The organism is Streptomyces sp. NPDC001222 (assembly GCF_042896945.1).
GTDB classification, from domain to species: Bacteria; Actinomycetota; Actinomycetes; order Streptomycetales; family Streptomycetaceae; genus Streptomyces; species Streptomyces gibsoniae.
In genome coordinates, this window is the sequence record NZ_JBIAXT010000003.1 from 324,824 (window position 1) to 331,148 (window position 6,325).

7 protein-coding genes are annotated in these 6,325 nt (G+C 70.8%); 3 read left to right on the forward strand and 4 right to left on the reverse strand.

What is annotated here, in order from left to right; all coding sequences use genetic code 11:
* Positions 1-77: 77 nt before the first annotated feature.
* Entirely contained in the window at positions 78-1,112 is a 1,035-nt protein-coding gene (gene glpX, locus ACFY2Z_RS07180; RefSeq protein WP_390743156.1) for a class II fructose-bisphosphatase, read from the reverse strand.
* Positions 1,113-1,239: 127 nt separating this feature from the next.
* Here glpX and ACFY2Z_RS07185 point away from each other — a divergent pair, with 127 nt between their 5' ends.
* On the forward strand, positions 1,240-1,761 hold the full coding sequence (locus tag ACFY2Z_RS07185; RefSeq protein WP_390743157.1) for a DUF4245 domain-containing protein: 522 nt from the start codon (positions 1,240-1,242) through the stop codon (positions 1,759-1,761).
* Positions 1,762-1,854: 93 nt separating this feature from the next.
* Here ACFY2Z_RS07185 and ACFY2Z_RS07190 read toward each other — a convergent pair whose 3' ends face one another.
* The 3 genes from ACFY2Z_RS07190 to xseA all read right to left on the reverse strand — a co-directional run bounded on the left by ACFY2Z_RS07190 (position 1,855) and on the right by xseA (position 4,073).
* Entirely contained in the window at positions 1,855-2,442 is a 588-nt protein-coding gene (locus tag ACFY2Z_RS07190) for a malonic semialdehyde reductase (RefSeq protein WP_390743158.1), read from the reverse strand.
* A gap of 170 nt (positions 2,443-2,612) precedes the next feature.
* On the reverse strand, positions 2,613-2,846 hold the full coding sequence (locus ACFY2Z_RS07195; protein WP_390743159.1) for an exodeoxyribonuclease VII small subunit: 234 nt from the start codon (positions 2,844-2,846) through the stop codon (positions 2,613-2,615).
* Positions 2,847-2,855: 9 nt separating this feature from the next.
* Complete coding sequence (gene xseA, locus ACFY2Z_RS07200) at positions 2,856-4,073, reverse strand: exodeoxyribonuclease VII large subunit (RefSeq protein WP_390743160.1); 1,218 nt, start codon at positions 4,071-4,073, stop codon at positions 2,856-2,858.
* Between the two features lie 89 nt (positions 4,074-4,162).
* Here xseA and ACFY2Z_RS07205 point away from each other — a divergent pair, with 89 nt between their 5' ends.
* Together ACFY2Z_RS07205 and ppgK are read left to right on the forward strand one after the other, a co-directional pair.
* On the forward strand, positions 4,163-5,167 hold the full coding sequence (locus ACFY2Z_RS07205) for a 4-hydroxy-3-methylbut-2-enyl diphosphate reductase (RefSeq protein WP_390743161.1): 1,005 nt from the start codon (positions 4,163-4,165) through the stop codon (positions 5,165-5,167).
* 87 nt (positions 5,168-5,254) lie between these two features.
* On the forward strand, positions 5,255-6,001 hold the full coding sequence (gene ppgK / locus ACFY2Z_RS07210) for a polyphosphate--glucose phosphotransferase (RefSeq protein WP_390743162.1): 747 nt from the start codon (positions 5,255-5,257) through the stop codon (positions 5,999-6,001).
* Positions 6,002-6,325: the final 324 nt, after the last annotated feature.

Consider the following 6,325-nt stretch of genomic DNA (forward strand, 5'->3'; position numbering starts at 1 on the left):
GCGGGGCCCGTGGCAAGGGCGCGCTCTCCGCACAGAGCGCGCCCGATCGAGCCCTTGGTGCTCGGCGACGAGCCTCGCTACTTGGCGCGGTCGAAGTCGACCGCGCTGTACGCACGCAGCTTGCTCAGCCGGTGCACCGATTCGATCCGGCGGACCGTGCCGGACTTGGAGCGCATGACGATCGAGTCGGTGGTGGCCGTCTCGGAGCGGTAGCGCACACCGCGCAGCAGCTCGCCGTCCGTGATGCCGGTGGCGACGAAGAAGACGTTCTCGCCGGAGACCAGGTCGTCCGTGGTCAGCACCCGGTCGAGGTCGTGCCCGGCGTCCAGGGCCCGCTGCCGCTCCTCGTCGTCCTTGGGCCACAGCTTGCCCTGGATGGTGCCGCCGAGGCACTTCACGGCGCACGCGGAGATGATGCCCTCCGGCGTACCGCCGATGCCGAGCAGCAGGTCGATGCCGGTGCCCTCGCGCAGCGCCAGGATCGAGCCGGCGACGTCGCCGTCGGAGATGAGTTTGATACGCGCGCCGGTCTCCCGGACCTCCTTGATGAGGCCCTGGTGGCGTGGCCGGTCGAGGATGACGACGGTGACGTCCTCGGGCGCGGAGCGCTTGGCCTTGGCGACCCGGCGGATGTTCACCGAGACCGGGGCGTCGATGTCGACGAAGTCAGCGGCCTCGGGGCCGGTGACCAGCTTGTCCATGTAGAAGACGGCGGACGGGTCGAACATCGTGCCGCGGTCGGCGGCGGCCAGCACCGCGATCGCGTTGGGCATGCCCTTGGCGGTGAGCGTGGTGCCGTCGATCGGGTCCACGGCGATGTCGCACTCCGGGCCGGTCCCGTCGCCGATCCGCTCTCCGTTGAAGAGCATCGGGGCTTCGTCCTTCTCGCCCTCGCCGATGACGACGACGCCGTTCATCGAGACGGTGTGGACGAGGGTCCGCATGGCGCGGACGGCGGCTCCGTCGGCGCCGTTCTTGTCGCCGCGGCCGACCCAGCGGCCGGCGGCCATGGCGGCGGCCTCGGTGACCCGGACGAGTTCCAGGGCGAGATTTCGGTCCGGGGCCTCGGAGGGAACTTCGAGCTCGGACGGCAGGTGATGATTCTCGGTCATCGGAGCGCACCTTTCTGATACGACGACGGCCGGATGAGGGTGATGCCTGCTGACTCTATCGTTAGGCAGACAAAATGAGCAGGGGGCCCCACGGATGAGCGGTCCGTGTACCTGCGACGATAGGGGCGTGGCAGGTACGAAACGCAAACAGTCGGTCCGGGGCGCGGTCCTCTCCCTGGGCGTCATCGGGCTGGTCGCGGGCATCGTCTATCTCTTGTTCATTCCCCATGACGATCACGCCCCGGACCTCAAGCGGGTGGACTACCGCGTCGAACTCATCACGGCGCGGCGCGCGGCGGCCTATCCGGTGGCGGCGCCCGAGGGCCTGTCCGAGTCGTGGAAGGCCACGTCCGTGCGCTACGAGGGCGACCCCTACAGCGCCTGGCACCTCGGTTTCCAGGACCCCGAGGGTCAGTACGTGGCGATCGAGCAGTCGACTCAGAAGGCGCAGGCGTTCATCGACGACGCCAGCCAGGGCGCGCACGCGACGAAGGTCACGCAGAGCATCGGCGGACAGACCTGGCAGCGCTACACGGGCGGCCGCTACGACGCGCTCGTCCTCCAGGACAAGGGCGCCACGACCGTGGTGACGGGTACGGCGTCGTTCGCGCAGCTGACGAAGATGGCGGAGGCCCTGAAGACGGGGTGAGAGCCCGTACGGGGCCGTCCCGGCCCATGAGGAAGGGCCCCCGGCGCCATTGACGGGGGCCCTTCTCGTGCGCGCCGTTACGGGGCGGACCCGTCAGACGGTGGTGACGACCTGGTCGAAGTCCAGGCGCGGGGAGCGCGGGTACCAGGCGTCCTCGCCCGGGTTGCCGATGTTGACGACCATCAGCGGGGTGTGGTCGTCGTCCAGGAACTCCTTGCGGACGCCCTCGAAGTCCAGGCCGGTCATCGGGCCGGCGGCGAGACCGGCGGCGCGGACGCCGATGATGAAGTACGCGGCCTGGAGGGAGGCGTTGAGCCGGGCGCTGTTCTCACGCCCCGAGCGGTCGCCGAAGAAGCCCTTGGCCTGCGGGAAGTGCGGGAAGAGGTGCGGAAGCTCCTCGTGGAACTCGTTGTCCGCGGAGAGGATCGCGACCAGCGGGGCGGCGGCCGTCTTGGCCTTGTTGCCCTCGGCCATGTGCTGGACGAGGCGCTCGCGGGCCTCCGCCGAGCGGACCAGGGTGACGCGCAGCGGCGACTGGTTCATGGACGTCGGGCCGTACTTGACCAGGTCGTAGATCGCCTGGATCTGTTCGTCGGTCACCGGTTCGTCGGTGAAGGTGTTGGCGGTACGGGCCTCACGGAACAGCAGGTCCTGGGCGGCGGCGTCAAGAACGAGGGACATGAAGGGAACTTCCTCAAGATGGCGCTGGATCCCGGGGGGATCGTCTTGCAGCCTCGACGGTAGAGCCGAAACGTTCAAGATTCAATCAAATCGGGCTGTCGGGTGATCGGCTTCACACGGTCCGGCCGGCCGAACCGTCCGGCCGGAGCACCCACCGGGCCTCCGCCGGTTCACTCGCCGCCCTCGGCCCCCGTGTCGTCCCGCTCCTCTGCCAGCGCTGCGTCCAGCCGTCTGCGGGCGCCCTCCAGCCAGGTGCGGCACACCCTGGCCAGCTCCTCGCCCCGCTCCCACAGCGCCAGGGACTCCTCCAGCGTCGTACCTCCGGCCTCCAGCCGTCGTACGACCTCGATCAACTCGTCCCGCGCCTGCTCGTACCCGAGTGCCTCGTCCGTCTTGCCGGTCATGCGCTCTCCCTAAGATCCCTGGTTGTCGGCCCGTACGGTGAACTCGCCCTCGGCGACCCGCGCCCGCAGCGTCTCGCCCGCCGCCACATCCTCCGGCGAGCGGACCACATTCCCGTCGGCCCGCTGCAGCACCGCGTACCCCCGCCGGAGCGTCGCGGCCGGTGACAGGGCCAGCACGCGCGCGTGCGTGTGAGCCAGCTCCGAATCGGCGCGGTCGAGCAGATGCCGCAGCGTGCGACGGCTGCGGTCGGCCAGCGCGGCGATCTGCTCCGCCCGCTCGTCGACCATGCGGTGCGGGTCCTCCATGCAGGGCCGCGCCAGCGCGTGCGCGAGCCCCCGCTCCTCGCGCTCGACGAGGGCCCGGGCGCACCGCCGCGCCCGGTCCCGCAGCGCCTGCACCCGCTGAAGCTCCTCGCCGACGTCCGGCACGACCCTCTTGGCAGCGTCGGTCGGGGTGGAGGCCCGCAGGTCGGCGACATGGTCGAGCAGCGGATTGTCCGGCTCGTGGCCGATGGCCGACACCACGGGCGTACGACAGGCGGCCACCGCCCGGACGAGCTGCTCGTCCGAGAACGGCAGCAGGTCCTCCACGCTGCCGCCGCCGCGCGCCACGATGATCACATCGACCTCGTCGAGCGCGTCCAGCTCCTTCACGGCCTGGACGACCTGGGGCACGGCGTGCACCCCCTGCACGGGGACGTTGCGCACCTCGAAGCGGACGGCGGGCCAGCGGTGCCGCGCGTTCTCCAGCACATCGCGCTCGGCCGCCGAGGCCCGGCCGCAGACCAGTCCGATGAGCTGCGGCAGGAACGGCAGGGGTTTCTTGCGCTCGGGTGCGAAGAGGCCCTCGGCGGCGAGCGACTTCTTCAGCCGTTCGAGCCGCGCGAGCAGCTCGCCGACGCCCACGGGCCGTATCTCGACGGCGCGCAGCGACAGCTGGCCTCTCGGCGCGTACCACTCCGGTTTGGCATGGACGATCACGCGGGCGCCCTCGCTCACCACGTCGGCGACCGCGTCGAACACCTGGCGGTAGCAGGTGACGGCGACGGAGATGTCGTACGACGGATCGCGCAGCGTGAGGAAGACGACGCCGGCGCCCGGCCGCCGCGACAGCTGGGTGATCTGCCCCTCGACCCAGACGGCCCCGAGCCGGTCGATCCAGCTCCCGATGAGCCGCGAGACCTCGCCGACCGGCAGGGGTGACTCCGCGGACGTGTTCACAGCCATGCGCCGAGCGTAACGGCCGGGTCCGACAACACGGTCGGCACAACCTCTCCCCGAGAGGGCGATCTACGGCGGTCCGGTGCGGCCTTACGATGGTGCGCATGACCGCTTCGTCTGGCCGCCGTGTTCTGCTCGCCGCCCCCCGGGGCTACTGCGCGGGCGTCGACCGTGCCGTGATCGCCGTCGAGAAGGCCCTGGAGCAGTACGGGGCCCCGATCTACGTCCGCCACGAGATCGTCCACAACAAGTACGTCGTGCAGACCCTGGAGAAGAAGGGCGCGATCTTCGTCGAGCAGACGGAGGAGGTGCCGCCGGGCAACATCGTCATGTTCTCCGCGCACGGTGTCGCCCCCACGGTCCACGAGGAGGCCAGGCAGGGCCGCCTCGCCACCATCGACGCGACCTGCCCCCTGGTCACCAAGGTCCACAAGGAGGCGGTCCGGTTCGCCGACGAGGACTTCGACATCCTCCTGATCGGGCACGAGGGGCACGAAGAGGTCATCGGCACGTCCGGCGAGGCCCCGGACCACATCCAGCTCGTGGACGGCCCCGAGGACGTCGCCAAGGTCGAGGTGCGCGACTCCTCCAAGGTCGTCTGGCTGTCGCAGACCACGCTCTCCGTCGACGAGACCATGGAGACGGTCGACGCGCTCAAGGAGAAGTTCCCGCAGCTGATCTCCCCGCCCAGCGACGACATCTGCTACGCCACGCAGAACCGTCAGCTCGCGGTGAAGCAGATGGGCGCCGAGGCGGACCTGGTCATCGTGGTCGGCTCCCGGAACTCCTCGAACTCCAAGCGGCTGGTCGAGGTCGCCAAGCTCGCGGGCGCGCGTGCGGCGTATCTCGTGGACTTCGCCGACGAGATCGACGAGGCCTGGCTCGACGGTGTGTCGACGGTCGGCGTGACCTCGGGCGCCTCCGTCCCCGAGGTCCTGGTCGAGCAGGTTCTGGAGTGGCTCGCGCGGCGCGACTTCGAGGACGTCGAGATCGTGAAGGCGGCCGAGGAGTCCATCACGTTCTCGCTGCCCAAGGAGCTTCGCCGCGATCTGCGTGCGGAGGCGGAGGCCCTGGTCGCGGAGCGCACCGGCGAGAAGTGACGGCCCCGGCGTGCACGGCGCACGGCGGTCGGGGTACGGGCACGGGCCGGGAAGAGACGGCCCGCCACACGTCGTACCGTGGTGCCCATGCAGATCTTCGGCGTTGACATCGGCGGATCCGGAATCAAGGGCGCTCCCGTGGACCTGGACCGGGGCGAGCTCGTGACGGAGCGCTTCAAGGTGCTCACTCCGCATCCGGCGACGCCCGAGGCGGTGGCGGACGGCGTCAAGGAGGTCGTCGGCCACTTCGGCTGGACCGGCCCGGTCGGCGTCACGTTCCCCGGAGTGGTCACCGGGGGCTCCACCATCCGCACGGCGGCGAACGTCGACAGGAGCTGGATCGACACCGACGCGCGCGCCCTGTTCGGCCGGCGGCTGGGCGGCCTGCCCGTGACCCTGCTGAACGACGCCGACGCGGCCGGCGTGGCCGAGATGCGGTACGGCGCGGGCCGTGACCGCAACGGCACGGTCATCGTGCTCACGCTGGGCACCGGCATCGGCAGCGCGCTGTTCATCGACGGCGTCCTCGTCCCGAACACCGAGCTGGGCCATCTCGAACTGAACGGTCATGACGCGGAGAAGCGTGCCTCCACGAAGGCCAAGGAGGACCACGAGCTGACGTGGGAGCGCTGGGCGAACCGGGTGCAGAAGTACCTCGCTCATGTGGAGATGCTGTTCTCCCCGGAGCTGTTCGTGATCGGCGGCGGCGTCAGCCGCAAGTCCGAGAAGTTCCTGCCGCTGATCGAGGGCATCAAGGCGGAGATCGTCCCGGCGCAGCTGCAGAACAACGCGGGCATCGTGGGCGCGGCCATGCGGGCGGCGCAGTCCGCGTAGGACCCCGGAACGCGGGCGGTCGGCCGCGGCGGAGTGAGCCGCGGCGCCCGCCCGTGCAGGCCCGGCCCCTTTGCCGCTCCCGTTCCCGAACCGCGCCGCTCAGGCCGTCCGGCGGCGCTGTGCCACCCGCCGGCGCATCACGCGCACCCGGCCCACCGTCGCGATGACACCCGCCACGAGCGTGCCGCCGTAGAGCCAGCCGGCCTGGGTGGCGAGCGCGGTGACCAGTCCCGAACCGCGCCGCTCAGGCCGTCCGGCGGCGCTGTGCCACCCGCCGGCGCATCACGCGCACCCGGCCCACCGTCGCGATGACACCCGCCACGA